This window comes from Caldivirga sp. UBA161, assembly GCF_002506515.1.
Taxonomy (GTDB): domain Archaea; phylum Thermoproteota; class Thermoprotei; order Thermoproteales; family Thermocladiaceae; genus Caldivirga.
Map to the genome: position 1 here is coordinate 2,778 of NZ_DAXS01000057.1, position 2,014 is coordinate 4,791.

Below are 2,014 nucleotides of genomic sequence, written 5' to 3' on the forward strand. Positions count from 1 at the left end.
CTACACTGTAACCTGGGGTGATTCACTGTCCCTATGGGGTAACGTGAGTGGCCCCTTAGGTAGAGTCATTGTGGTTAATGCTAGCGGCCTACTACTAAACGCAACCACTGGGGTTGGGGGCTTCTTCAACATAACCATACCCACAGGCCTACTTAAGCCTGGCCTAATCAACATTACTGTAATGGTTAAGCCCTACTTAAGCTACGGGCCGGTTAACTACACTATTAGCGTTAACGTAACTGGGGTTAAGCCAAGGATTAAAGTAGGCTTCCCATTACTATTCCCAGGCTTCAATAATGAGGCCACGGTAACCGTGAAGCCGTGGATTCACCCAATCCCCATTAACATAACTTCACCCAATGGCTTAATTAATGAAAGCCTAATAATTAATGCGCCCACAGTTAAAGTACCTGTGAAGATACCTATTACCCAGGGTAGTGGGTTAATTATATTAAACGTAACCATAGGCCCCAACCCACCTGTAATGGGGGCTTCAGTACTCATTAAGGCTACTGTTATTAACATACTTCAATTAGCCATAGTGGCCTCAGTAACCCCCATTACCCTACTTGGAGCCAGGGTGATTAGGAGGAGGCGTAGGGCTAGGGTAATCGGCGTGAGTACATCTAGTGGTGAGGCTTTGGTTAAGGCTATTGAGAGGGCTATGCCATCGGCCAGGTTAAGTGACCCTAATGTTAAGGCTATTATTGGGGCCTTGGCTAAGGCGATTGATGTAGTATCCTCAAGGACTGGGGTTAATTACACTGGTNNTTGAGACGCTTAGGGAGTATTTAAGTAAGGTAACTGGGGTTACTGATGAGGATACCGTTAAGTCGCTTAGGGGCTTAGTAGCCATAGCCGAGGAGGCATTATACTCACCTAAATTACCCACTGTTAATGATGTGGAGAGGGCGTTAGGCTACTTAAGCAGGGTGGTTGATAGGTGAGGGGGCTCTACGCAGTAATTGCATTATCATTAACCCTAGCCCTACTAATCACCTACATATACCCCTACACAGCCCCCTACAGCCCAAGCAATAGTGGTTGGGATGGATACTCAATGGCCGTTAAGGCCTGCCTAAAACCAATCTACACCCCACTTGAGGTTAATGGAAGTAGGGTGGTCTTCGTAATCCCACTCGTTAAATTACCTGAAGCCTACATTAATGCCCTCAGGGGCCTACTGCTTAAGGGTGGTGTGGTGGTTATCTTAGGTAATTTACCTACGGTTAATCAATTACTCAGTGAATTAGGCGTTAACGTAACGGTTACAGGCATGGTTATTAAGGATCCATTATTCAATTCAATCAACGAGTACTTCCCAATAGCCGTGGTTAAGGGCTATAGGCCCCTCAACATAACCCCAATGTTCATAGTCCTCGACAACGCCACAGTGATTAAGATTAATGGTAATGCATCATCAATAGCCCTAACCGGCTTAAGCAGCATAGCCGGCAATGAAACTGGGCCATTCACAGTAATGGCAGTAGCCAGGTACGGTGGCGGCTATGTACTTATTGCATCAAGCCCAGGAATATTCATGAACTCACTACTGGGTAAAGGCAGTAACATGCTCCTACTGAGGGAGTTATGCAGCATAGGCCCCTCAGCCTACTTAATCCCAGCATTAGGTGGATTCCAGGTTGAGTATAGGGCAGTATTAATGAGCATATACTACAGTATTCACCAATACCCAGTAAACTACCTAGTATCCATGTCCCCAATACTAGCCTTAGCCACCTTAATGGCATTAAGAAGAATTAAGGCGCATTAAAGGCATTATATGGTAATAATTTAGCTTAGGTACCTCAAGGGGCTTTACACCCATTTCCATTTACCCTAATTGCCCTCATGCAGGTTTAATCAACTCAACCCACCACAATGCCTGGAGCCTGCCCTGGGTCTGGAAATATTGTAACTATAGTGAGGCAACTCTTGGCCTTTGCCATAACGACTCGTAGTGTTTTGCACTTATACTTCACAGTTACCCTCCTCCCCTCCAATTCAATGCTCT

At 45.7% G+C, this 2,014-nt stretch carries 1 protein-coding gene; it reads left to right on the top strand.

Annotation, left to right across the window (positions count from 1 at the left end; all coding sequences use genetic code 11):
* Positions 1–943 precede the first annotated feature (943 nt).
* A complete protein-coding gene (locus BP896_RS06520) occupies positions 944–1,774 on the top strand; it encodes a DUF4350 domain-containing protein (protein WP_291766890.1) in 831 nt (276 codons plus the stop codon).
* Positions 1,775–2,014: the final 240 nt, after the last annotated feature.